Origin of the sequence: Streptosporangium sp. NPDC002524 (assembly GCF_040295985.1) — a bacterium.
In the GTDB taxonomy this organism is placed as follows: Bacteria; Actinomycetota; Actinomycetes; order Streptosporangiales; family Streptosporangiaceae; genus Streptosporangium.
This window is the reverse complement of sequence record NZ_JBEOWK010000011.1, coordinates 54,748-79,777: the sequence shown is the minus strand read 5'-3', so window position 1 is coordinate 79,777 and position 25,030 is coordinate 54,748. Positions and strand designations below refer to the sequence as shown.

18 protein-coding genes are annotated in these 25,030 nt (G+C 71.0%); 7 read left to right on the top strand and 11 right to left on the bottom strand.

From position 1 onward, the window contains the following. Positions 1-5: 5 nt before the first annotated feature. The 3 genes from ABT053_RS20300 to ABT053_RS20290 all read right to left on the bottom strand — a co-directional run bounded on the left by ABT053_RS20300 (position 6) and on the right by ABT053_RS20290 (position 3,838). Positions 6-782, bottom strand: a complete 777-nt coding sequence (locus ABT053_RS20300) for an ABC transporter permease (protein WP_350970650.1) — start codon at positions 780-782, stop codon at positions 6-8. A 362-nt stretch (positions 783-1,144) separates the two neighbouring features. Further along, a complete protein-coding gene (locus ABT053_RS20295; protein WP_350970649.1) occupies positions 1,145-2,155 on the bottom strand; it encodes an ABC transporter permease in 1,011 nt (336 codons plus the stop codon). Positions 2,156-2,158: 3 nt separating this feature from the next. Continuing rightward, positions 2,159-3,838, bottom strand: coding sequence for an ABC transporter substrate-binding protein (locus ABT053_RS20290; RefSeq protein ID WP_350970648.1), 1,680 nt, complete (start codon positions 3,836-3,838; stop codon positions 2,159-2,161). 754 nt (positions 3,839-4,592) lie between these two features. On the opposite strand from ABT053_RS20290, the gene ABT053_RS20285 reads away from it, so the two are divergent. Then, complete coding sequence (locus ABT053_RS20285; RefSeq protein ID WP_344743693.1) at positions 4,593-4,778, top strand: hypothetical protein; 186 nt, start codon at positions 4,593-4,595, stop codon at positions 4,776-4,778. A 111-nt stretch (positions 4,779-4,889) separates the two neighbouring features. Here the strand turns inward: ABT053_RS20285 and araA are convergent, their stop codons facing one another. The 4 genes from araA to ABT053_RS20265 all read right to left on the bottom strand — a co-directional run bounded on the left by araA (position 4,890) and on the right by ABT053_RS20265 (position 10,558). Beyond that, on the bottom strand, positions 4,890-6,386 hold the full coding sequence (gene araA / locus ABT053_RS20280; protein ID WP_350970647.1) for an L-arabinose isomerase: 1,497 nt from the start codon (positions 6,384-6,386) through the stop codon (positions 4,890-4,892). Beyond that, a complete protein-coding gene (locus ABT053_RS20275) occupies positions 6,383-7,051 on the bottom strand; it encodes an L-ribulose-5-phosphate 4-epimerase (RefSeq protein WP_350970646.1) in 669 nt (222 codons plus the stop codon). Before ABT053_RS20275 ends, araA begins: the two co-directional genes overlap by 4 nt. 241 nt (positions 7,052-7,292) lie before the next feature. Beyond that, positions 7,293-9,074 (bottom strand): ribulokinase, encoded by a 1,782-nt coding sequence (araB, locus tag ABT053_RS20270; RefSeq protein WP_350970645.1) that lies wholly within the window; start codon positions 9,072-9,074, stop codon positions 7,293-7,295. 494 nt (positions 9,075-9,568) lie between these two features. Beyond that, entirely contained in the window at positions 9,569-10,558 is a 990-nt protein-coding gene (locus ABT053_RS20265) for a LacI family DNA-binding transcriptional regulator (RefSeq protein WP_350970834.1), read from the bottom strand. Positions 10,559-10,933: 375 nt separating this feature from the next. Here ABT053_RS20265 and chvE point away from each other — a divergent pair, with 375 nt between their 5' ends. From chvE to ABT053_RS20245, 4 genes are all read left to right on the top strand, one after another. Then, positions 10,934-12,070 (top strand): multiple monosaccharide ABC transporter substrate-binding protein, encoded by a 1,137-nt coding sequence (gene chvE / locus ABT053_RS20260; RefSeq protein WP_350970644.1) that lies wholly within the window; start codon positions 10,934-10,936, stop codon positions 12,068-12,070. Between the two features lie 103 nt (positions 12,071-12,173). Further along, positions 12,174-13,703, top strand: a complete 1,530-nt coding sequence (gene mmsA / locus ABT053_RS20255) for a multiple monosaccharide ABC transporter ATP-binding protein (protein WP_350970643.1) — start codon at positions 12,174-12,176, stop codon at positions 13,701-13,703. A gap of 8 nt (positions 13,704-13,711) precedes the next feature. After that, entirely contained in the window at positions 13,712-15,001 is a 1,290-nt protein-coding gene (gene mmsB / locus ABT053_RS20250) for a multiple monosaccharide ABC transporter permease (RefSeq protein ID WP_350970642.1), read from the top strand. A 215-nt stretch (positions 15,002-15,216) separates the two neighbouring features. After that, positions 15,217-16,290: a TerC family protein gene (locus tag ABT053_RS20245; protein WP_350970641.1), complete on the top strand. Its 1,074-nt coding sequence runs from the start codon at positions 15,217-15,219 to the stop codon at positions 16,288-16,290. A gap of 101 nt (positions 16,291-16,391) precedes the next feature. Here ABT053_RS20245 and ABT053_RS20240 read toward each other — a convergent pair whose 3' ends face one another. Continuing rightward, complete coding sequence (locus ABT053_RS20240; protein WP_350970640.1) at positions 16,392-17,108, bottom strand: maleylpyruvate isomerase family mycothiol-dependent enzyme; 717 nt, start codon at positions 17,106-17,108, stop codon at positions 16,392-16,394. Positions 17,109-17,721: 613 nt separating this feature from the next. Between ABT053_RS20240 and ABT053_RS20235 the strand changes: the two genes are divergently transcribed. Further along, on the top strand, positions 17,722-18,906 hold the full coding sequence (locus ABT053_RS20235) for an RICIN domain-containing protein (protein ID WP_350970639.1): 1,185 nt from the start codon (positions 17,722-17,724) through the stop codon (positions 18,904-18,906). Positions 18,907-19,134: 228 nt separating this feature from the next. Here the strand turns inward: ABT053_RS20235 and ABT053_RS20230 are convergent, their stop codons facing one another. From ABT053_RS20230 to ABT053_RS20220, 3 genes are all read right to left on the bottom strand, one after another. Beyond that, complete coding sequence (locus tag ABT053_RS20230; protein ID WP_350970638.1) at positions 19,135-19,440, bottom strand: DUF2283 domain-containing protein; 306 nt, start codon at positions 19,438-19,440, stop codon at positions 19,135-19,137. Positions 19,441-20,019: 579 nt separating this feature from the next. Next, positions 20,020-20,601, bottom strand: a complete 582-nt coding sequence (locus ABT053_RS20225; protein WP_350970637.1) for a dihydrofolate reductase family protein — start codon at positions 20,599-20,601, stop codon at positions 20,020-20,022. Positions 20,602-20,651: 50 nt separating this feature from the next. After that, entirely contained in the window at positions 20,652-21,239 is a 588-nt protein-coding gene (locus ABT053_RS20220; protein ID WP_350970636.1) for an NADPH-dependent FMN reductase, read from the bottom strand. 150 nt (positions 21,240-21,389) lie between these two features. On the opposite strand from ABT053_RS20220, the gene ABT053_RS20215 reads away from it, so the two are divergent. Continuing rightward, a complete protein-coding gene (locus tag ABT053_RS20215; protein WP_350970635.1) occupies positions 21,390-24,857 on the top strand; it encodes an AfsR/SARP family transcriptional regulator in 3,468 nt (1,155 codons plus the stop codon). The last annotated feature ends 173 nt before the right edge of the window (positions 24,858-25,030 follow it).

The window sequence follows — 25,030 nt, the reverse complement described above, 5'->3', positions numbered from 1 at the left end:
GTCCGTCACCTCCTCGTGGAGTCGGCGCGTTCCTGCAGGCCCTCACCGAGGAGGCTGAAGCCCAGGACGCAGATCAGCAGGAAGAGGCCGGGAGGTACCGAGGTCCACCACCGGCCGGCGACGACGTCCCCGGTGCCGAGGCTGATCATCGCGCCCCACTCGGCGGTGGGCACCGGCACGCCGAGCCCGAGGAAGGAGAGCCCGGCCAGCGTGAGCATCGCCCAGCCGCAGTTCAGCGGGGCGATGACGCGCACCGGCGTGAGGCTGTTGGGCAGGACGTGCCGCCAGAGCACCCCCCAGAAGGAGGCGCCGGAGGTGCGGGACGCCTCCACGAAGGGCAGTTCCCTGATCGAGCGCACCTCGGCCCGCACCAGCCGGGCGTACGCGGGCGCGTTCACCAGCGCGATCACCGCGACCAGGTTGGCCGTCCCGCCGCCGAGCAGCGCGGCCACCGCGAGGGCCAGGATGAAGGTGGGGAACGCCTGGAAGACGTCGAGCACCCGCATCAGCACGTCGTCCGGCCAGCCGCCCCGGTATCCGGCGACCAGGCCGACGAAACTGCCCGCGACCACGGCGAGGGCGACCGCGGCGACCGCGATGCCGACGTCGAGCCTGGCGGCGTGCAGGACCCGGCTCCACACGTCCATGCCGTTGAGGTCGGTGCCCAGGAGGTGGGCGCCGCCGGGCGGGGCGAGGGACGCGAGGGGGTCGATCTCCTCGGGCCCCCACGCGGTCAGCAGCGGCGCGAACACGACCGCCACGGCGACCAGGACCAGGATCACGGAACCGGCCGTGATCAGCGACGACGCGAAACGCCGGTCCCCACCGGCCTCCCGGACGCGCTTCGTCCTCGGACCGCGTCCCGTCTCCGGGGCACGCTCGTCACCGGGCCTCCGTACGCGTCCGGCTCCGGCTTCGGAGGCATGTCCGGCTTCGGAGGCGCGTCCGGCTTCGGAGGCGCGTCCGGTGCTGGAGACGTGTCCGGCGCTAGAAGGATGTCCAGTGCTGGAGGCGCGTCCGGCATCGGCGGCGCGTCCGGCATCAGCGGCGCGTCCGGTGTCGGTCTCCGGAACGCGTCCGGTGCCGGGAGCGCGGCCGTCCTCCGGGACGCGTCCGGCCCCGGGGGTGTGTTCGGCGTCCGGCATCAGATCCTCACTCTCGGGTCGAGGACCGCGTGGACGACGTCGGCGACGAGGAACACCACCACGTAGAACAGCGCGATCACGAGCACCGACGCCTGCACCACCGGGTAGTCCCGGTAGAGCAGGCCGCGCAGCGCCCACTGCCCGAAGCCCTGCCAGGAGAAGACGTACTCCACGAGGACCGTCGAGCCGATGGAGAAGCCGAACACCAGGGCCGCGAGCGCGGGGAGGCGCACCAGCGTGGCCCGTACCAGGTAGCCGCGCAGCAGCAGCCGGTCCCTGAGCCCGTGCGCGGCGGCGGCGGCGTACGCCTCGGAGGCGAGCACCTCCAGCGCGGAGGCCCGGACGCTGCGCAGCAGCGGCGCGACGACGACGATCACCAGCGTGGCCACCGGCAGCACGAGGTGCTCCAGCGCCGAGACGAACGCGGGGCCGTTCGCCGTCAGCGCCGCGTCGAGCAGGTCGGCGCCGGTGATCAGGCTGAGGTCGGTGTCGGGGTCCACCCGGCCGCTGGGCGCGGGGAACCAGCCCAGGACGCTGTAGCCGACGAGGACCAGCACCAGGCCGAGCCAGAACTCCGGCACCGAGTTGCCGACGAGCGCCGCGACGCGGACGGTGTGGTCGCCGAACCGGCCCGCGTTCCGCGCCGACCAGATGCCGAGCACCGTCGCCAGCACCAGCGCCACGACCAGCGCGATCACCACCAGCTCCATGGTCGGCCCGACCCGCACGGCCATCTCCGAGCCCACCGGGGCGCCGCTCTGGATGGAGGTGCCGAAGTCACTGGTGAACAGCCCCCCGGCGTAGTCGAGGAACTGCCGCCACAGCGGCTGGTCCAGCCCGAACCTGGCCCGCGCGGCGGCGGCGTCGGCCTCCGTGGCGTTGGGGCCGAGGATGGTACGGATCGGGTCGCCCGGCAGGACCCTGACGAGGAGGAAGGTCAGGACGACCACCCCGAGGAGCACCGGGACGAGCTGGAGCAGCCGTCCGAGGAGGAACCGGAGAACGCGCATGGATTACTTGGAGACGCTCAGGTAGCGCAGCCGGGCCAGGCCGTCCATCGGCTGGACCCAGCCCGCGACCTCCTCCCTGACGGGGAGGGTGAAGTTGGGCTGGCAGACGACGACCCACGGCACGTCCCCGGCCAGGATCTCCTGCACGCGCAGCCAGAGCTTGGCACGCTCGGCCTCGTCGACGACGGTGTGGGAGTCCTCGAAGATCTTCTCGATCTCGTCGTTGACGTAGTTGGAGTAGTTGAGGCTGGCGCCCTTGGTGAAGCTGGTCCCGAGCATGTACTCCACGTCGTTGACCCAGAGCTGGCCCACGGTGACCTGCAGCGGGATGTTCTTCTTCTCCCTGCGCTCGGCGAGCGTGGCGGGGTCGAGCGGGGTGAGCTTCAGCTCGATGCCCGCCTTCCTGGCCTCGCTCTGCACCAGTACGGCGATCTGCTGCTGCTCCTCGCTGTCGGTCTGGAAGACCAGCTCGGAGGCGACCGAGGTCTTGCCCGCCCCGGCCAGCGTCTCCTTGGCCTTGGCGACGTCGTAGGCGTAGGGGTAGCCGGTCTCGGAGTAGCCGGGCATGTCCAGCGGGACGACGCTCTTCGCGGGCCGCGCGTCGCCGCCGTAGACGTTGGCGATGATCTGCTCGTACGGGACGGCGCAGGCGAGCGCCCTGCGGACCGCGGGGTCGTCGAAGGGCGCGGTGGTCACCGACATCTGGATGGCGACCTGGTTGTTGCTCGGCGCGGAGATGACCTTGATGCCCGGGGTGGTCTTGAGGTCCTTGATGTCGCGCTGACCGATCCCGAAGGCGATGTCGATGTCGCCGTTCTGCAGCTGGAGGCGCTGGTTGGCGGCGGCGGGCACCACGGAGAGCCTGATCTCGGGGGTCTTGGCGCCGTCGGGGCCGGGATAGCCGGTGTTGGCGGTGAGCACGATCTCCTGGCCCTGCACCGCCTTGCCCACGTTGAAGTAGCCGCCGCTCGGGGGGTTCTTGGCGTACCACTCCTTGGCCCAGGGGTCGTCGGCGGTGGCGTGCTTCTTCGCCTCCTCGGAGTCGAAGACGTACAGCGAGATGGCCTGGATCTGCCGGGTGAGGGCGCTGGGGAACGCCTGGGTGAACGTCACGGTGTGGTCGTCGACCACCTTGACCTGGTCGGCCTCGGTGAGACCGATCAGCCGGTAGATCCCGGCGACGTTGGCCTTCGCGGCGAAGGCGCGGTCCTTGGACCACTTGACGTCCTTGGCGGTCATCTCGTTGCCGCTGGCGAACTTCACGCCCTTGCGCAGCTTGAGGGTCCAGACCTTGTTGTCGGCGTCGGGCTCGAAGGACTCGGCGAAAGTGGGGGCGATCGCCTCGGTGTCGAGGATCTGGCCGTCGCCGACCGAGGTGACCCCGTAGTCGACCATGTAGGGGAAGACGTTCTTGTAGAGCATCAGCGCGGTCAGGTCGAACCCGACGAAGTCCTGGTCCCAGCTGCTCAGGTAGCTGCCCACCGCGATCCGCAGCGCCGAGGCGGCCGGGGCGCCGCTCCCGCCGGGGGCCGCGCTCGCCGCGGGGGTGTCCGAGCCGCCCGCCTTGGTGCCGGCGGCGCACCCGGTCGCGAAGAGGAGGGCGACCCCACCCCCGAGTTGCAGGATCGAGCGACGGGACAGCGCGGGGGACACCGGATTGTGGGGGTGAGGGAAACCGGGCATCGCAGTCCTCCAGGGGCCATGAGGGATAGGCCGCGAGGTGAGCGGATCGTCGCACTGACGGCCCGCCCGACCTACATGTGCCGTTTGTTCTATCAGACCTGAGTTTGGTGAACAAGAGACCGACCCTTGTTCACACACAAAACCAATGCTCAGACAGGAAACAGGGGACATCAAAGATCACATCGGGCGTCCTTGTTCACTGAATTTCACACTAATGACGCCCAGATGTGACCAGTCCTTCCTACCCTGTCGGCAGGGCCGGGTACACCGGGCCCACCCCCTGGACAACGGGACGGCGCCCCGCGCGGGCGACGGGTTAAACGGGTGCCGAGCCGATCGGGCACGGACGGGCAAGGACCGGGCACGGACGGGCAACCGCGCCTCGCACCCCTCTGTCATAGTTTCGGCAGGGGGCGCCGGGTGACCCGGCGGGTGGCGAGGAACGGTCGACAGGGGATTTCATGATCCGTCGAGACCACGCGGTCCCGGATCGTGGGGTCCGGGCGGCTCATGGGAAGCACCGCGTCCAGGATCCACCCGCCGCGCTCACCACTCACTCCCCACCACTCGCCACCACTCCCGGCCGCGCCCGGGAAAGGCGGGATGTATCGAAGCGAGTACGAGTTCGCCCGTTTCATGATTACCGCGCCCAGGAAGGGCAGAACATATCGGGGCGAGCACGGATCCGACCGGAGCCGGTTCTCGACCACGGTGCCGCCGGAACCCCGGCGGCGCACCCTGCGGGAGTGAGCCGATGTTCTCCGTACCTGGACTGCTCGTCGTGGCCGCCACGGCCGTGATCGCGACGCTGGCCTGCGCGCTCGCCCTGGTGGCCGGGTCCGCCTGGCCGCTCTCCCTGCTCAGCGGCGTCGCGGCGGGCGCGGCCACCCTCAGCGTGCTCTCCCGCCTGCTGGACGACGGCCACCGGCTCCGCCCGTAGCGCCCCGGCGTTCACAGCGCCGTCACCACCCCTCCCGTCGCGTACGGCACGTCGCCCGCGGCGGCACGTTCTCCCGGGGGAACGGGTGGTGGACGAACGAGGCCCGCCGGGTCAGAAACCGCGGGCCAGGTGGTAGTACGCCTGGTTCCAGCGGATCTCCTTCGCGAACTGGCGGGGAGTGGTGTCCGCGTCGATGACCAGGAGCTCGACCCCGAGCATCTCGGACAGGTCGGTGAGCTCCTCGGTGGTGAGGGCCGACGACAGGACCGTGTGGTGCGGGCCTCCGGCGGTCAGCCACGCCTCGGCGGAGGTGCTCAGGTTCGGGCGAGGCCTCCACACCGCGCGGGCGACGGGCAGGCTGGGCAGCGGCTCGGCGGGGGCGACCACGTCGATCTCGTTGGCCACCAGCCTGAACCGGTCCCCCATATCGGACAGGCCGACCACCACGGCGGGGCCCGGCTCCGCGTCGAAGACCAGCCGGACGGGGTCCTCGCGCCCGCCGATGCTCAGCGGGTGGATCTCGCACGAGGGCACCCCGGCGGCGATCGTCGGGCAGACCTCCAGCATGTGCGCGCCCAGGATGACCTCCTGGCCGGGGGTGAGGTGGTAGGTGTAGTCCTCCATGAAGGAGGTGCCGCCGGGAAGACCGGCCGCCATCACCTTCAGGGTGCGGACCATCACCGAGGTCTTCCAGTCGCCCTCGCCGCCGAAGCCGTAGCCGTCGGCCATCAGCCGCTGCACCGCGAGCCCCGGCAGCTGCCGCAGCCCGCCGAGGTCCTCGAAGTTGGTGGTGAACGCGCCGAAGCCCCCCTCGGTGAGGAAGTGGCGCAGCCCCAGCTCGACGCGGGCGGCGTAACGCAGCGAGTCGTGGCGCTCGCCTCCGGCGCGCAGCTCGGGGGCGACCTTGTAGGTGTCCTCGTACTCGGAGATCAGGACGTCCACGTCCGCGTCCGCCGCGGCGTCGACGGCGGCGACCAGGTCGTTGACGCCGTAGGTGTTGACCGAGACGCCGAAGCGCAGCTGCGCCTCCACCTTGTCGCCCTCGGTGACCGCCACGTCGCGCATGTTGTCGCCGAAGCGGGCCAGCCGCAGCGAGCCCACCTCCGCGCGCCCGGCCGCGGCCCGCGCCCACGCGCCGACGCGCGCCGCCACCGCCGGGTCGCTCACGTGCCCGGCGACGGTCTTGCGCGCGACGCCCAGCCGGGCCTGGATGTAGCCGAACTCGCGGTCGCCGTGTGCCGCCTGGTTGAGGTTCATGAAGTCCATGTCGATGGAGCTCCACGGCAGCGCCACGTTCGCCTGGGTGTGCAGGTGCAGCAGCGGCGTGCGCAGCGCGTCCAGCCCGGCGATCCACATCTTGGCCGGGGAGAAGGTGTGCATCCAGGCGATCACCCCGACGCAGGCGTCCGAGGCGTTCGCCTCCAGGCAGACCCGGCGGATCGCCCCGGCGTCGGTGAGCACGGGCTTCCACACCACCCGGAACGCCAGCGTCTCGTCGAGCTGCCCGGCGATCCGCCGGGACTGCTCCGCCACCTGGGCCAGCGTGTCCTCGCCGTACAGGCCCTGGCTTCCGGTGAGGAACCAGATCTCGCGCTCGTGGAGGGTCACCGCGGACTCCTTTGCCCGTAGACGTTCTGGTAGCGGTTGTACAGACTGTCGATGTCGGACTGCTCGATGGGCACCGGCTCGCCCAGCAGGCGGGACGCGTGCACGGTGCGGGCGACGTCCTCGCACATCACCGCCGCCTTGACGGCCGCGCGGGCGTCCGCGCCGATGGTGAAGACGCCGTGGTTGCGCATCAGGACCGCCGGGGAGCGGTGGCCCTCCAGGGTGGCGACGATCCCCTTGCCGATGTCGTCCCCGCCGATCAGCGCGAACGGCCCCACCGGGATCTCGCCGCCGAACTCGTCGGCCATCGCCGTCAGCACGCACGGGATGGCCTCGCCCCGCGCCGCCCAGGCGGAGGCGTACGTGGAGTGGGTGTGCACCACGCCGCCCACCCTCGGCATCGTCCGGTAGACGTACGCGTGCGCGGCGGTGTCGCTGGAGGGGGCCAGCTCTCCCTCGACCAGCTCGCCGTCCAGGTCGCAGACCACGATCGACTCCGGGGTGAGGTCCTCGTACATCACGCCGGACGGCTTGATGACGAAGAGGTCCTCGCCGGGGACCCGGCCGGAGACGTTCCCGGCGGTCCAGGCGACGAGGTCGTAGCGGACCAGTTCCTGGTGGAGCGCGGACACCGTCTCCCGCAGTTTCCTCACGACGGCGCTCATCCGGCGGCCCCCGTTCCGCGCGAGGCCGTACGCGGGGCCCGGCGCCCGGCCGCGTGCGGTGCCCGGTGGCCGGTCCCGCGCGGGGCCGGTCGCCCTGCCGTACGCGGGGACGGATGCCCGGCCGCACTCGGGTGCGGATGTCCGGCCGTACGCGGGGTCGTTCGCCCTGCCGTACGCGGGGACCGACGTCCGGCCGCACGCGGGGGCAGCGCTCGCCCGATCAGGTGTTCCTCGCGCCCGGTCACGCGTCCTCCTCGTTCTCGTTCGCCGACGTGCCCTTGCCGCTCTCGCCGTTCGCGCCGTTCGCGTCACTCTCGCCGTTCGCATGGCTCGCGTCGTTCTCACCGCTCTCACCGCTCTCGACGGCCGGTGCGGCGGCCTCGTTGCGCAGGGCCCGCAGGCCGTGCAGCATCTCCCCTCCGGCGAAGTGGTCGTGCAGGCGGCGGTACTCGGCGTACAGCCGGTCGTAGGCGTCCGCGCGCCCGGCGTCGGGGACGTAGGCGGCCTCTCCACGCCGGCCCATCGCGGCCGAGGCCGAGGTGATGTCGGGGTAGGCCCCGGCGGCGACGGCGGCGTGGATGGCCGACCCCAGGGCGCACCCCTGCTCGGAGCCGATCACCGAGATGGGGCGGCGCAGCACGTCGGCGTAGACCTGCATCAGGAAGCGGTTCCTGATCAGCCCTCCGGCGGCGACGAACTCGGTCACCGGCACCCCGGAGCCCTCGAAGGTCTCCACGATCGTGCGTGCGCCGAACGCGGTCGCCTCGATCAGCGCCCGGTAGGTGTCCTCGGGCCGCGTCGCGAGCGTCTGGCCGACGACCACGGCGGAGAGGTTGTGGTCGACCAGTACCGAGCGGTTGCCGTTGTGCCAGTCGAGCGCCACCAGGCCGTGCTGCCCGACCCGCTGCGCGGCGGCGAGCTCGGTGAGGAGCTCGTGCGCGGTGAGCCCGCGCTCCGCCGCCTCGCGCTCGTAGGAGCCGGGGACCGAGGTCTCGACGAACCACCCGAAGATGTCGCCGACGCCCGACTGGCCCGCCTCGTACCCCCACAGGCCGGGCACGATGCCGTCGCGCACCACGCCGCACATGCCGGGCACCTCGGCCAGGGCGTCGGAGGACATCACGTGACAGGTGGAGGTGCCCATGATCGCGACCATCTGGCCGGGCCGCACGGCGTCGGCCGCCGCGGCCGTGACGTGGGCGTCGACGTTGCCGATCGAGATCGCGATGCCCTCGGGCAGCTTCGTCCACCCGGCGGCGCGGGCGTCCAGCCGTCCGGCGAGGCCGCCCAGGGGGGACGGCTCCCCGCCGAGCTTGGCGGTGAAGCCGGTGAAGGCGGGGTTGAGCTCGGCGAGGAACTCCTCGGAGGGGTAGTGGCCGTCCTGGCGGATGGCCTTGTATCCGGCCGTGCACACGTTGCGCGTCTCCACGCCGGTGAGCTGCCAGACGATCCAGTCGGCGGCCTCGATCCAGCGTTCCGCGCGGCCGTAGACCTCCGGGTCCTCCTCCAGCACCTGGAGGCCCTTGGCGAACGCCCACTCCGAGGAGATCCTCCCGCCGTAGCGGGGCAGCCACGCCTCTCCCCTGCGGGCGGCGACGGCGTTGATCCGGTCGGCGTGCGGCTGCGCCGCGTGGTGCTTCCACAGCTTCGGCCACGCGTGCGGGCGGGCGGCGAGCCCGTCGACCTCGCACAGCGGGACGCCGTCGGCGGTGGCGGGCAGCACGGTACAGGCGGTGAAGTCGGTCCCCAGGCCGATGACCTGCGACGGGGAGATCCCGGCCGCCGCCACCGCCTTGGGCACCGCCTGGCGCAGCACCTCCCGCCAGTCCTCCGGCGACTGCAGCGCCCAGTCGGGGCCCAGGCGCGTCCCGGTGCCCGGCAGCCGGTCCTCGATCACCCGGTGGGCGTACTCGTGCACGGCGGTGCCCACTTCGGCACCGTCACCCACCCTCACCACCACGGCGCGGCCCGACAGCGTACCGAAGTCGACACCGACCACGTAACGATCGTTGTTAGCGTTCACATCATCTCCAGTACATCGGGACGGCGGGACCTCGATACGGGCTCGGTGCGGGTTCTGGTACGGACTCGGTGCGGGTTCGGTGCGGGTTCGGTACGGCTCGACACGGGGAGTCCGGCGCGGGCGGCCGCGCGGGATCCGCGGGGTTCAGGCGCGGTGCGGCGCCCTGGGACGTCGCGACCCCGGGCCGGGAACGGCACCCGGACCCGGCCGCGACCTCGGGCACGACACCACGGTACGCGGCCCCGGGCGCGGGACCGCGGCACGCGGGGCCACGGCACGCGGACCCCGGCGCGGGACCACGATACGCGAGGTCACGGCACGTGGACCCGAACGCGGAACCACGGTGCGGCGCGAGATCACGGCACACCGTGGACCCACGGCGCGGCGCGGAACCACGGCGCGGCGCGGAACCACGGCGCAGCGTGGAACCACGGCGCAGCGCGGAACCACGGCGCAGCGCGGAACCACGATGCGCGGGACCGCGGCACGCGGGCCTAGGCGCGGAACGGCGCGGTGCTGGCTCTGGCCACGAACCGCGGCGGGACGACGTGTCGCTCGTGGGACCATTCCGCTCCCGCCTCCATCTGCCTGAGCAGGATCTCGATGCTGTGTTTCCCGACCGCCCCGAAGTCCTGCCTGATCGTGGTGAGCGGCGGGGTGAAGAACTCGGACTCGGGGATGTCGTCGAACCCCACGATGCTGAGCCGCTCGGGCACCCGCACGCCCCGCTCGGCGAAGGCCCGCAGCGCGCCGAGCGCCATCTGGTCGTTGGCGACGAACACCGCGGTGACGCCCGGCGTCACCGCCAGGCGCAGCCCGGCCTCGTAGCCCGAGCGCGGGCTCCAGTCGCCGGACAGCAGCTCGGGGACCGGGCGGCCCGCGTCGGCCAGCACCTCGCGCCAGCCCTCGATCCGCCCGTCGGCCTCCAGCCAGTCGGACGGACCGGCGACGTGCCACACGGTCTCGTGGCCGAGGTCGAGCAGGTGCCGGGTGGCCAGGCGGGCGCCCTCGACCTGGTCGACGCTGACCACCGACACGTCGCCCGAGTGGCTGCCCTCGACGGCCACGACCGGGATGTCGGTGGGCACGTCGGCCAGCGCGGGGGCGGCCGAACGCTGCGGGGCGACCACCACTATGCCGTCGACGGCCTGCTCGGCCAGGTAGCCGAGCGCGTCGCGCACGCCCGCGGTGTCGATGGTCTTGAGGCTGACCATGCTGACGAAGTATCCTGCCGCCCTGGCCGCCTGCTCGATCCCGTAGACCGTGCTCGCGGGCCCGTACAGGGTCGTGTCGAAGCTGACCACCCCGAGGGTGCGCGTGTGTCTGGTGACCAGGGCGCGGGCGACCATGTTGCGTCGATAGCCGAGCTCGTCGATCGCCTCCAGCACCCGGGCCCGGGTCTCGGCGCGGACGTTGGGGTGGTCGTTGAGCACGCGCGAGACCGTCTGGTGCGACACACCGGCCCTCGTGGCGACGTCCGCCATCACCGGCGGGCGTCGTTCGAGACTCGGGCTCACGGTCGGGCTCCTTCAGGATGGCTTGGGACAGACTGTGAGCGCTAACAATGCCTCCCGTCAAGCACTCCCGACATTACGGTCTGATTACTCAGAGATCATCTGTTAACGCCTACTTGACGTTGCCGTCATCACGCCCTTAACTGGCGCATACTCTCTTGTTAGCGCTCACATCTTCTGCGAGAAGGTCTCCATGGTGCGAGAACTCCTGGCCGCCCGGAGGTTGACAACCGGCCGGGCCGGGACGCGCCGCCACGGCACCCGCCACTCCCGGGACGCACCGCGTCCCGCCGCTGTCCCGGCCCGCCCCTGGGCCGGGACGGGCTCCCACACAGGAGGTATTCGATGAAGTTCGCGAAGCTGGCCACCGCCGCGGTGAGCCTGGCTCTCGCCATGGGAGTGACGGCCTGTGGCTCCAGCGTCAAGACCGTCGACCAGGGCGCGTCCGGAGCGGCCTCCGCGGCGCCCGCCGACACCCTCGTCGGCGTCACCATGCCCACCAAGTCCTCCGAGCGCTGGATCCACGACGGCGACAACGTCAAGAGCGCCCTGGAGAAGCTGGGCTACAAGGTCGACCTGCAGTACGCGGAGAACGACATCCCCACGCAGGTCAACCAGATCGAGAACCAGATCACCAGGGGCGCCAAGCTGCTGATCATCGCCTCGATCGACGGCACCGCCATCACCACGCAGCTCCAGCAGGCGGCCGACAAGAAGATCCCGGTCATCGCCTACGACCGGCTCATCCGCAACTCGCCGAACGTCGACTACTACGCCACCTTCGACAACTACAAGGTGGGCGTGCAGCAGGCGACCTCGCTGCTGGTCGGCCTGAAGCTGAAGAAGGAGGACGGCTCCGACGGCGACGCCAAGGGCCCGTTCAACATCGAGATCTTCGCCGGCTCCCCGGACGACAACAACGCCACCTTCTTCTACAACGGCGCGATGGACACCCTCAAGCCGTACATCGACAAGGGCACCCTCGTCGTCAAGAGCGGCCAGACCGACTTCAAGACCGTCGCGATCCTGCGCTGGGACCCGGCCACCGCGCAGAAGCGCATGGAGGACCTGATCACCAAGTCCTACTCAGGCGGCACCGAGGTCCAGGGCGTGCTCTCCCCGTACGACGGCCTGTCCATCGGCATCCTGTCGGCGCTGAAGAGCAGCGGCTACGGCAGCTCCGACCAGCCCTACCCGGTCGTCACCGGCCAGGACGGCGAGGTCGCCTCGGTGAAGTCCATCATCGCGGGCGAGCAGTACGCGACGATCTACAAGGACACCCGCGAGCTGGCCGCCGTCACCGTCGAGATGGCCGACGCCGTGCTCAAGGGCGGCAAGCCCGAGGTGAACAACACCGAGGACTACGACAACGGCAACAAGGTCGTCCCGTCGAACCTGCTCGACCCCGTGATCGTCTACAAGGACAACTACAAGCAGGTCCTCGTCGACTCCGGCTACTACACCGAGGACCAGCTGAAGTAGGCGGCGGTACCGGTGCCATGACGGATGACACCCGGCCGGCCGCGCCCCACCCGCGGCCGGCCGGGTGCCCACGAAGCGGGAAGGCAGCGCGGAGGCGGACGGCATGACCGACGACATACTTCGGATGCGCGGTATCACCAAGGAGTTCCCGGGCGTCAAAGCCCTGCAGGACGTCAACCTGGTGGTACGGCGGGGCGAGATACACGCGATCTGCGGGGAGAACGGCGCCGGCAAGTCGACCCTGATGAAGGTCCTGTCCGGCGTGTACCCGCACGGCTCGTACGACGGCGAGATCCTCTTCGACGGCGAGCCGTGCCGCTTCTCCGACATCAGGGACAGCGAGAAGCGCGGCATCGTGATCATTCACCAGGAGCTGGCGCTCAGCCCGCACCTGTCGATCGCCGAGAACATCTTCCTCGGCAACGAGCGGGCCAGCCGCGGCCTGATCGACTGGAACCGGACGAACGCCGAGGCCGCCGAGCTGCTGGAGCGGGTCGGGCTGCGGGAGAACCCGGTGACGCTCTCGATGGACATCGGGGTGGGCAAGCAGCAGCTCGTGGAGATCGCGAAGGCGCTCTCCAAGCGGGTCAGGCTGCTCATCCTCGACGAGCCGACCGCGTCGCTCAACGACGAGGACTCCGCGCACCTGCTCGACCTGCTGCGCGGCCTGCGCGAGGAGGGCATCACCTCGGTGATCATCTCGCACAAGCTGAACGAGATCCAGGCCATCGCCGACTCGACCACGATCCTGCGCGACGGCCGGACGATCGAGACCCTCGACATGAGGAACGACCAGGTCACCGAGGACCGCATCATCTCGGGCATGGTCGGCCGCGACCTGGAGAACCGCTTCCCGCCGCACGAGCCGAGGATCGGCGAGGAGGCGCTGCGGATCGAGGACTGGACCGTGCACAGCCCCAGCCAGCACGGCCGCGTCGTCGTCTCCGGCGCCAACCTGACGCTGCGCCGCGGCGAGATCGTCGGCCTGGCCGGGCTGATGGGCGCCGGGCGCACCGAGCTCGCGATGAGCGTGTTCGGCCGCAGCTACGGGACCGGCATCTCCGGCCGCGTCTACAAGGACGGGCGGGAGATCCAGCTCCGCACGGTCGGCGAGGCGATCGGCCACGGGCTCGCGTACGCCACCGAGGACCGCAAGCGGTACGGGCTCAACCTGATCGAGGACATCAAGCGGAACGTCTCGGCCGCGGCGCTGAGGAAACTGGCGAAGCGCGGCTGGGTCGACGACAACAAGGAGTACCAGGTCGCCGACGGCTTCCGCGAGAGCATGAACATCAAGGCTCCCAGCGTGCTGTCGGTCACCGGGAAGCTCAGCGGCGGCAACCAGCAGAAGGTGGTGCTGTCGAAATGGATCTTCACCGACGCGGACGTCCTCATCCTCGACGAGCCCACCCGGGGCATCGACGTGGGTGCCAAGTACGAGATCTACTCGATCATCAACCAGCTCGCCGACCAGGGCAAGGCCATCCTGGTCATCTCCTCGGAGCTTCCCGAGCTGCTCGGCGTCTGCGACCGCATCTACGCGATGTCGGCCGGTCGCATCACCGGTGAGGTCCCCCGGGCGGAGGCCACTCCGGAGCGGCTCATGCAGTTCATGACCAAGGAAAAGGAGTAGGGAGCACGATGAGCAGCGGCCAGGTCCCGGCACACGGAGTCGCCGAACCCGCAGGAACCGCCGCCGCCGGAGCGCCGCCACCGGGCGGCGACCTCCTGGCGGTGCCCCCGAAGGCGCCCGGAGGCCGTTTCTCCTTCAACCTGCGGCAGAGCGGCATCTACATCGCCTTCGCGCTGATCATCGTGCTGTTCTCCATCCTGACCGACGGTGAGCTGCTCAGCCCGCAGAACATCTCGAACATCATGGTGCAGAACTCCTACGTCCTGATCCTGGCGATCGGCATGATCCTGATCATCATCGCCGGGCACATCGACCTCTCGGTGGGCTCGGTGGTGGGCCTCACCGGCGCGATAGCGGCCGTGCTGATGGTCGACATGGACGTGGCCTGGCCGATCGCCATCCTCGTCACGCTGGTCGTCGGCGCGCTGATCGGGGCCTGGCAGGGCTACTGGATCGCCTACTTCGGCATCCCCGCGTTCATCGTGACCCTGGCCGGGATGCTCATCTTCAGGGCGCTCACCCTGACCGTGCTCGGCAACCAGGGCATCGGCCCCTTCCCCGACGAGGTGCGGACCCTCGCCAACGGCTTCGTGCCCGGCTTCTTCGGCAACATCCCCCTCGGCCCGCTCGACGGCGCCGACCTGCTGACGCTGCTCGTCGGCCTCGCCGCGGTGGCCGGGATCGCCGGCACGCAGTGGCGGGCCCGCCAGGCGCGGCTGGGCTACCGGCAGAAGGTGGACGCGCTGCCGCTGTTCCTCCTGAAGATCGGTGCCGCCGCCGCGGTGGTGATGGTCGTCATCGTGCAGCTGGCCAGGTTCAAGAACCTGCCCTGGGTGCTGGTACTCCTCGCGCTCCTCGTCCTGGGCTACACGCTCCTGACCAACCGCGCCGTCTTCGGCCGCCACATCTACGCCATCGGCGGCAACCTGAACGCGGCGAGCCTGTCGGGCATCAAGGTCAAGTCCGTCACGTTCTGGATCTTCGTCAACATGGGCGTGCTCGCCGCGCTCGCCGGGATCATCTTCGCCGGGCGGCTGAACCAGGCGGGCCCGACCGCGGGCAACGGCTTCGAGCTGGACGCCATCGCGGCCGCGTTCATCGGCGGCGCCGCCGTCCAGGGCGGCGTGGGCAAGGTGGTCGGCGCGCTCACCGGCGGTCTCATCATGGCCGTCATCAACAACGGCATGTCCCTGATCGGCGCGCCCAGCGAGCGGGTGATGCTCTTCAAGGGCCTGGTGCTGCTCGCCGCGGTGGCCCTCGACGTGTGGACCAAGCGCCGCGCGGGCGCGGCCCGCTGACCCGTCCCCCTCGGCTCCCCTCGGCTTCGCTCCCTCCGCCCCCTGCCGCCGGACGCCCCGGCGGCCAGGGGGCGGACCCGTCGGCGGTCACGGGCTTCCCGTCGGCGGTCACGGGGTTCCTCCGGTGGTCACGGGGTTCCTCCGGTGGTCCGCGGGGTGTGGAGGTCCCCGCCCGGGGTAAAGCGAGTGATCTCGGCCGGTAAGAGGGGACACGGATGGCGATCGACTCGGTGGGCATGTGGATCGCGGTCATCGCGCTGGTGGTGGTGCTCCTCACCCTCGACTTCGTGGTGGCGGCGCGCCGGCCGCACGCCGTGGGCATGCGTGAGGCCACCGCCTGGACGGTCTTCTACATCGGCGTGGCCATCGCCTTCGGCCTGGTCCTGTGGTGGCTGGCCGGGTCGGGGCTGGCGACGGAGTACTTCGCCGGATGGATGGTGGAGAAGAGCCTCTCCGTCGACAACCTCTTCGTCTTCGTCATCATCATGGCGCGGTTCTCGGTGCCCGAGGAGCACCAGCAGAAGGTGCTGCTCTTCGGCATCGCCACCGCCCTGGTGCTGCGCGCCGTCCTCATCGCGGTCGGCGCGGCGGCGATCGCCCTCTTCTCCTTCACGTTCCTGATCTTCGGCCTGCTGCTGATCTGGACGGCGATCCAGCTCATCCGGCACCGGAACCAGGACCCCGACGTCGAGAACAACCCGCTGATCCGGCGCGCGGGCAAGCTGCTGCCGGTCAGCGACGACATGCACGGCGGCAAGCTCGTCGCCCGCGAGGACGGCAGGCGGGTGGTCACCCCGCTGTTCGTGGTCTTCCTCGCCATCGGGAGCACCGACCTGCTGTTCGCCCTCGACTCCATTCCCGCCGTCTTCGGCGTCACCAAGCACCCGCTCATCGTCTTCGCCGCCAACGCCTTCGCGCTGCTGGGGCTGCGTGCCCTGTACTTCCTGATCGAGGGCCTGCTCGAACGCCTGGTCTATCTCTCGATCGGCCTGGCGGTCATCCTCGGCTTCATCGGCCTCAAGCTCATCCTGTCGTTCCTGCACGAGGACGTCTCGAAGTCCTTCCCCGAGGTCCCGACCCCGATCTCCCTCGGAGTGATCTTCCTGGTTCTGCTCGTCACCGTCGTCACCAGCCTGCGGAGGGTGCGCAACCACCCGGAGGAGCGCGCGCACGCGGGCACCCTGCACCGGATGCGCCGCAAGGACGGGAAGAAGGGCCAGGGCGAGGGGCAGGGCGAGGGGCAGGGCCAGGAGGGCCGTTCCGGCGGGCGGGGATCCACCGGCGACTGAATGGCGAGAGGCCCGAGCGTGCGGTCCCCCGCACGCTCAGGCCGAACTCAGCACTCGGAACGAACTCAGCACTCAGGACAGATTCGGAACTCGGGCCGGGCTCAGGCCAGGCAGCGCAGGGCGGCCCTGAGCCTGCGGTCGAGAGGATGGTCATCCGGCAGGCGTCCGACCGTCGCCTCCACGAACACCGGGGCGGGCAGCAGCTCGCTCGTCCCGTACGCGTGCACCCACACCCCGTCGGCGGTCAGCTCGACCTGGGCCTTCGAGTCCTGCTCGGCGAGCACGAACGCGCCCACCCGGGCCCGCCACCAGGCCCGCTCCTCCGCCTCGTCCTCCGTGACCGGCGCGCCGACGTCGTCGGCGTGGGTGGCGTACTCGGAGGCGTAGTGGAAGGTCTGCAGTCCCGCCGGGTACGGCCCGGCGAAGGTCTGCAGCGGGGCCTCGTGGCCGAGAGCGCGCATCCGCTCGCGCGTGTCCCCGTTCTCGCGCCGCCACTCCTGCAGCACGTCCTCGACCGGGACGCCACGGCGCTGCTCCACGCACCACTCGTTGAAACCGTCGAAACCACCGTCCACGCCCTCGCGGCGGAGCGTCGCGGTGAACCCGTCGATGTCGTCGTCCAGGCAGGCGTGGTTGTACAGCTCCTCCCCCGCCAGGTGCCCGAGCACGTCCCGGACCGACCAGCCGGCCGCTCGCGAGGGGCGGTCCCAGTCCTCCGCGCCGAGTCCCTGGAAGTAGCGGTCGAGACGTTCCGCCTCGGCGTCGAGGAGGTCGAAAGGGTCGAGGCCCGCCAGGGGGTCCTTCGGGTCGTTGGTCATGCCTCTGCCGTACCCCGGAAACGGCGGGCATCCCCTTGGCCGGTGACGGCCCCGGGAGTCTTTACCGGCCTCCCTGACAACATTGACAGGGAAGATCCGTTCATCTTTGATGACTATGCCGCACTTTGTTTGGTCTGGTCCGGCAACCAGTTCCAATCCTGGAGTCGCAGTAATGGCACGTTGGCGTCTTCCCCCGATGATCCTGCACCGTCCGCTCGTTCGCCCGCGCGGCCGGTCCGATGGTCGCGGATGACGCCGTCGTCGCGAACCCCGTCACGCCGGTGAGCCCGGGCGACGGATCCGCGGCGCGGACGATCCACGTGCCCGGCGACGGCATGTCGCGGGCGCCGGGAGGACGCGTGACGTCACCGGCCGCACCGGCCGGCGGCGGGCACCGTCGAACGGCGCTCCCGGCACCCCCGGCGCTCCGGCCTCCGGGAGGTGTCCCGGCGATCCGGGACACCTCATGAGTCACGGCACCCGCCCCTGATCGCGGACCGCACGGACGGCACCAGCCAGCAGCGGACCTTTCCACCCCCCTGAACCACGCACCCGCCCCCGTCACGGCCTGTCGAGGCCCTGCCCCGGAACGGTGCGGACGAAAGGATCAGCTATGCGACGGAACTCCAGGCGGTTCTGGGCCGCCGTGCTCGGGTTCGCCCTCACGGCCGCCGGTTTGACGACGACGGCCGCATCGGCACAAACCGCGTCAGCACAGACCGGCTCGGCACAATCCGGCTCGGCACAGACCGGCTCGACATTATCCAGCTCGGCACAGGCCGAGTCGAACGGCGGCGTACGCGTCATGCCGCTCGGCGACTCCATCACCGACGGGTTCAACGTGCCCGGCGGCTACCGCGTCAACCTGTGGCAGCGGCTGGTCACCGGGCAGTACACGGTCGACTTCGTCGGGTCCGGGTTCAACGGGCCGTCCACCCTCGGCGACCACGACCACGAGGGTCACTCGGGGTGGCGGATCGACCAGATCGACACGAACATCGTCGGCTGGCTGCAGACCTTCGCCCCCCGCACCATCCTGCTGCACATCGGCACCAACGACATGACCCAGAACTACAACGTCGCGGCCGCGCCGGCCCGGCTGTCCGCGCTCATCGACAAGATCCGCGCCAACGCGCCGGCGGTCGAGCTCTTCGTCGCGAGGATCACACCGTCCGCCGACCCCACGATCGAGGCGCGGATCCAGGCCTTCAACGCCGCCGTCCCCGGCATCGTCGCGCAGAAGGGGCCGATGACCCACCTGGTCGACATGCACTCCGGATTCACCACCGCCGACCTCGCCGACGGCCTCCACCCGAACGCGACCGGCTACGCCAAGATGGCGGAGCGCTGGTTCGCCGCGCTGCAGGCGGTGCCCGGCAGCCTCGTCCAGGCGGCCGTACCGCCGGTCGGCACCGCCGTCTCGCTGTCCAACCCGCAGTCGAACCGCTGCCTGGACGTCTCCGGGGTCAGCACCACCCCCGGCGCGCAGATACACATCTGGGACTGCTACGGCGGGACCAACCAGCGCTGGACCCGCACCGCCACCGACGAGCTGCGCGTCTACGGCAACCGCTGCCTGGACGTGAACGGCAACGGCACGGCCAACGGCACGAAGGTGCAGATCTGGACGTGCAACGGCGGGACCGCGCAGAGGTTCACGTTCACCGCGAACGGCACCATCGTGGGCGCCGGGTCGGGCAAGTGCCTCGACGTGGCGGCGAGCGGAACCGCGAACGGGACCCTGGTACGGCTGTGGGACTGCAACGGCACCGGGGCGCAGCGCTGGTCCGTACGATGACCGCCGCTGTGGAGGCACCCACCCGGGTGCCTCCATAGCACTCCGACGTCCCATCCGGAAAACCCGCGGTCAGACCCGCCCGCGTCTCCCGGCTCGTCGAGGATCTGCTCGGGAGACAAGCAGGCGACCGTACCCATGACGTGCCACTCGACGGCGAACAGGGAAAACGGGCGGCAGAAAGCCCCCGCCCGTGAGAGTCAGGACGGAGGCTTTTCGTTCAGGAGAACGCTACACCGCGCATAACGGCTTGCTCTGCTCAACGCGAATCGTCGGAGCAGGTTGCGGCTCGCCGGACGATCCCTTGAAGTACGCACGCAACTGCTCGGCCTCTTCTGCGGAGAAAGCGTATTTTTGCAGAATCCTCTCCAAAGGCCATACCCGCGTCGCTGGGGAGATCACTTCGATGCCCAGTACAGCACCTGTGGCGTCCACGTCGACGAGGGTCTCCTCGTCGATCGTCTCGGTGCGGGCGATGTCGCCTTCGGCGATCTGGATGTACAGGGCACCGACGTCCAGGTCGTAGTCCAGTCTCACGATGGGCTCCTACTCGTCTGGCCAGGCGGCTGTCACGATCGTCGTCTTGTCCGGCGTCAGCAGAACCTTCAGTATGCGACCACTCGCCGAGTATCCGAAGACCCAGATGTTTCCCGTGCTGGTCGCCGACGGCTGTCCGTTCGTACTGAAAAGATGATTTCGGAACGCCTCACCATACTCGTGCGGATCGGGTTCGATGGGGCGTTTCTTGTTTCATCCCCACAAGCAAGAATGCTCCATGTTTACCCAGATAAAAGATTGCCGCTATCCTGCGGCGGTGTCTGGTTTCGCGGAGCGCCCGTTGCTTTTCCTGGATGTCGACGGACCACTCATTCCTTTCGGACATCCCGGCGGGTACGAAGGAAATCGGGCGGCGCTCCCGCCACCGGCGGGGATGAACCCGTTGCTGACTGGGAGACGCGAACGGCGGGCCCCGAGATCTCGCGGGGCACAAGGCCGGCGTCCACGCCGGCACCGCGCGGAGAACAAGGAAACGCGGGGAACACGGGAAACACGGACAGCGCGAAGCCCCGGAGGCGGTGCGCGCCTCCGGGGTTCCGTGTTGTCCAATCGCGTCGCTCAGCCGGCGTTCGGCTGGTCTCCCACCGGGGCTCCCGTCGCGTTCACCGGGCGGTAGGCGAGGGCGATGAGACCGCTGCCGAACGTCGTGTTGTCCACGAGCTCCAGGGTCGCCGTGACGTTCTCCCCCCGGAACAGCCGCTGCCCCTGGCCGAGGATGACCGGCGAGACCAGGAGCCGGTACTCGTCGAGCAGGCCGTGCTCCATCAGCGTGTCCGTCAGCTGTCCGCAACCCCAGATCATGATGTCCCCGCCGGGCCGCTTCTTCAGCTCGGTCACCGTGGCGACGAGGTCGTCACCGTGGACGATGGTCGAGTTCTCCCACTCGGCCTTCTCCAGGGTCGAGGAGACCACGTACTTCGTCAGCCCGTTCACGTGGTCGGCGTAGGGGTTGCTCCTGCCGGGCCAGGCCTGGGCCATGCCCACGTAGGTGACCCGGCCCAGCAGCAGCGTGTCGCTGCCGAGCGTGAGGTTCATGACGTACGCCTGCACCTCCTCGTTCACGTACTGCATGGACCACAGGTGGGGGTTGTCGATGAAGCCGTCGAGCGTGGTGTTGGTCATAGCGATGATCTTGCGCATGATTTCCTCCGTGTCGTTCACGTAAGACAAGGGCCGAATGAGAGAAGGGTTCAGGTGACGTACGGGCTCCTGGCCCGGGCGTCGCGCAGGGCGCGGGCCCACCAGGTCAGCCGGTCGAGCGTGGTACGCACCGCGGTGTTGCACTCCGCGGTGGCCCTGGGCCAGCTCCCGTCGGGAGCGAAGAGGTCCCAGTAGCGGGGAAGGGTGACGGCGTCGCGGATGGCCACAGCGTGCAGCTCCGTGAAGACCTGGCGGAGCTGGTCGACCGCGTGCAGGCCGCCGGAGTCCCTGCCGTAGGCGACGAAGGCGACGGGCTTGGCCTGCCACTCCTCGTAGTACCAGTCGATGGCGGTCTTCAGCGGGGCGGGAAAGCTCCGGTTGTACTCGGGGGTGACCACGGCGAAGGCGTCGGCGGCCGCCAGCCTCGGCGCCAGGGCGGCCACCTCGGCGGGGACGGGCCCGTCCTGGTCGCCGAGGGTCTGCGGCAGGCCGGTCTCGGCCAGGTCGATCAGGTCGACGTCCAGATCGCCGCGCCTGCGGGCCCTGGCGGCGAACCAGCCCGCCACGGTGGGCCCGAACCGGCCGTCGCGGGTGCTGCCGATGATCACCGCCAGCCGCAGCCGCTCGTCCTCCCGCATCTCCGTACCTCCCTCGCGTCCGTCCCCGGTCCGACGTGTTCCACCATGCCGCACCCCCTTTACGGAAAAGCTCCCGTCGTTTTACGGCCGGACCGGGGAGCGCGGTAATCCGTGGTAAACCGGGGAGCTCACGGCGTTATCGTGGCCTTCATGCGTTTCGGGGTGCTTGGGCCACTGGCCGTGTGGACGACCTCCGGCGAGCCGGTGGCGATCCCCGGCCTGAAGGTCCGCGCCCTGCTGGCCGACCTCCTGGCGCACGAGGGACGCCCGGTGCCCGCCGACCGGCTGATCGACGACCTGTGGGGCGACGACCCACCGGGCAACCCGGCCGCCGCCCTGTCGGCCAAGGTCTCGCAGCTGCGCAGGGTGCTGGAGGACGCCGAACCCGGCTGCCGGGACCTCGTCGTCCGCCGCCCCGCGGGCTACGCGGTGGGGGCCGACACCGACGTGGCCGCCTTCCTGCGCCTGCTCGACGAGGCGGGCCGGGCCGGGGACGACCCGGCGGCCAGGGCGGCGCTGCTGGCGGACGCGCTCGCGTCGTGGCGCGGCCCCGCGTTCGCCGACTTCGGCGACGAGCCCTTCGCGCGCCCCGCGATCGCGCGGCTGGAGGAGCAGCGGCTCACCGCCCACGAGGACCGCGCGGAGGTACGGCTGGAGCTGGGCGAGCACGTCCGGCTCGCCGTGGAACTCGGCGACCTGCTCATGGCGTACCCCCTCAGGGAACGGCTGCGCGCCGCGCACATGCGTGCCCTGTACCGCTCCGGGCGGCAGAGCGAGGCGCTGGACAGCTACGAGGAGCTGCGCGTCCTGCTCGCCGACGAGCTGGGCCTGGATCCGGGCGCCGACCTGGTCGCCCTGCACCGGGCCGTCCTCACCCAGGACCCGGCGCTGGCCGCGCCCGGCGTTCCCCCGGACAGGCCCGGCGGCAACCTCCCGGTGCCCCTCACCGGCCTGATCGGCAGGGAGGAGGCCGTCACCGGGATCCGCGCCCTGCTGGAGAAGGAGCGGCTGGTGACGCTCACCGGGCCCGGCGGCGTGGGCAAGACCCGTCTCGCGATCGAGACCGCCGGCGTCTCCCCCGGAAGCGCGCGCGACGGCGTCTGGCTGGTCGAGCTGGCCGCGCTCGACCGTCCCGGTGACGAGGACGCGGTCCACCGGCTGGCCGAGACGATCATGACGGTGCTGGACGTCCAGGACGCCGCGGGCGGCGCGGGCGGCACGGGACCGGTGACCGCCGCCGACCGGCTCACCGAGGCCCTGCGCCCCCGGCGGCTGCTGCTGGTGCTGGACAACTGCGAGCACGTCGTCGAACCGGTCGCCGAACTGGCCGGGCTGCTGCTGCGCGCCGCCCCGGGGCTGCGGATCCTCGCGACCAGCCAGGAGCCGCTCGCCCTGCCCGGCGAGGTGGTCTGGAGCGTCCCGCCGCTGGAGGTCCCCGACCGGGCCGCCGACGACATCCCCGCGCTGGAACGGACGGGTTCCGTACGGCTGTTCGTGGCACGCGCGTCCGCCGCGGCCCGGGGGTTCGCCCTGGACGCGGACACCGCCCCGGCGGTCGCGGCCCTGTGCCGCAGGCTGGACGGCATCCCGCTGGCGCTGGAACTGGCCGCGACGAGGGTGCCCGCCCTGGGGGTGCACGGTCTCGTCGCCCGCCTGGACGACCGGTTCCGACTGCTGGCCACCGGCCACCGGGGCGTACCGCCGCGCCAGCAGACCCTGACCGCGATGATCGACTGGAGCTGGGAGCTGCTGACCGACGCCGAGCGCGCCGTCCTGCGCCGCCTCGCCGTGCACGCCGACGGCTGCGCCATGGACGCCGCCGAGGCCGTCTGCGCGGGGGACGACATCCCGGCCGAGGACGTGCTCGACCTGGTGGCGCGGCTGGTGAACCGGTCGCTGGTGGTCATGGTGGACGGCGCCGACGGGCCGAGGTACCGGTTGCTGGAGTCGGTGGCGGCGTACTGCGTCGAGCGCCTCCAGCGGTCCGGGGAGTACGAGCGGGTGCGGCTGCGGCACCTGCGCCACTACACCGGCCTCGCCGAGCGAGCCGCGCCGCGCCTCTACGAGGCGGACCAGCGGCTCTGGCTGCGGCGTCTCGACGCCGACGCCGCCAACCTCCGTGCCGCGCTGAACGCGGCCGTCAGGAACGGCGACGCGGACGGCGCGCTGCGCCTCGCAGGCGCGATGGCCTGGTACTGGTTCCTGCGCGGCCGGCTGACCGAGGCCCGCCGATCCCTGGCGGCAGCGCTGGCCGTCCCCGGCGAGCCCCCCGCCACCGTCCTCCCGGCCCACGAGCCCGGCACCGTCCGGGACCGCGAACCGGGCATCGTACGGGACAGCGAACCTGGCACCGCCGAGAACCGCGAACCGGGCAGCGGCCGGGTCCACGGATCCGGCACCTTCCGGGACCGCGAGCCGGACACCGCCGACGGTTCCGGGGGTGGCTCCGGGGGCGTTCCCGAGGGCGGCTCGTTCGCCGCGCTCCGGGCCAAAGCCCTCACCTGGAAGGCCGCGGTCGAGTTCCTCAGGGGTGAGGTGGCCGTCGCCGACCGGGAGAGGCTCCGCCGGGCGGCACTGGAGGCGTACGAGGACGCGGGCGACCCCGGCGGGCGTGCCAGGGCGTGGTGGATCCTCGCCTACGCGGGGCTCGACCTGGGCGACCTGTCCGCCGCCGGAGACCTGCTGGAGCGGGCGCTCCCCTCCTTCGAGGCGCTCGGCGACCGGTGGGGGACGGCCGCGGCCCTCGCGCTCCGGGCCAAGCTCGCCCACGTGCGCGGCGACCTGGAGGGGCTCGAACGCGACGGCGAGCGCAGCGCGCGGATCTTCGGCGAGCTCGGGGAGCGCTGGGGGCAGCTGGAGGCGGGCGGCTGGCTCGGCGCGCTGGCCGAGATGACCGGTGACCTCGACCGGGCCGAACGGCTGCAGCGCGACGGCATGCGCCTGGCCGAGGAGCTCGGGCTGTGGACGGAGTTCGCCGGGCGGCTGGGCTGGCTGGGCTGGATCGCGTTGCAGCGCGGCGACCACGCGCGGGCGGTGGAGTGGAGCGAGAGGTCGCTGCGGCTCGCCGTGGAACAGGGGCACCAGGCGGGGCAGACCTTCGCCCGGATGGGACTCGCCTTCGCCGCGCGCAGGGACGGCCGCCTCGACATCGCGGAGACCCACCTGCGCGACGTGCTGGACCGCACCCCGCCCGGCAGCGAGGAGCCGCCGCCGTACCTCCCGATGATCGTGACCGAGCTCGGCTTCGTCGCCGAGCAGCGCGGCGACGCGGCGACGGCCCTCACCCTGCACCTGTCGGCCCTCGACCTCGTGGCCAGGATCGGCGGGGCGAGGGACATGCCGGTCGCCGTGTACGGCCTGGCCGGAGCCCTCGCCGTCGCCGGGCACCACGAGCGCGCCGCCCTGCTCCTGGGCGCGGGCGCCGCGACCCGCGCGTCGAACTCCGTTCCCCTCACCCCGATGGAGCGCGGCGACATCGAACGGATCACCGCGCGGATCCGCGACGCGCTGGGCGAGGAGCGCTTCGCCGCCGAACACGGACGCGGCGAAGCGCTCACACCCGAGGAGATCAGGTCCCTGGCCGCCCTGCCGGACGCCTCCGTCTCCTCACCGGGCTGAGCATCAGTCCTCACCGGGCCGGGTGGAAAGGGAACGCCGGGTTCGGGGTCGCGTCTCGGAGCCCACCGCCTCGGACAGGCGTGTCCGTACGGATCAAGACGGCCCCGGACGGGCTCACGAGCGAGTTAATCGATCCCACGATGGATTGTGAGACCCGACGATCCTGGCAGACT